This is a genomic window from Brevibacterium renqingii, assembly GCF_017808105.1.
Classification (GTDB): Bacteria; Actinomycetota; Actinomycetes; order Actinomycetales; family Brevibacteriaceae; genus Brevibacterium; species Brevibacterium renqingii.
Genome location: NZ_JADBHF010000046.1, coordinates 1 through 232 on the forward strand (window position 1 = coordinate 1; position 232 = coordinate 232).

Genomic DNA, 232 nt, shown 5'->3' on the forward strand with positions numbered 1-232 from the left:
CGAGCCGGTAGTGGGTGACGTCGGATTGCCAGCAGCTGTTGGGCAGTTCGGCTTCGAAGCGTGTGAGGGCTGCTGTGAGTTTCTTCTTCGGTTGTGCGGTGACGAGGCCGTGTCGAGTCAGGATCCGGGCGATGGTCGCTCGTGAGGGCCTTTCCCCGATGGTGGGGTTGTTGTCGAGGTGGTCGCGGATCGTGGCGGGTCCGGCGTCGAGTCCTGCCTGGATCAGCTCGCC

The 232-nt window shown here is 64.7% G+C and carries 1 pseudogene; it reads right to left on the reverse strand.

The features are described from left to right. Window positions 1-232: pseudogene (locus IHE57_RS16220) on the reverse strand (IS481 family transposase); the annotation flags it as partial.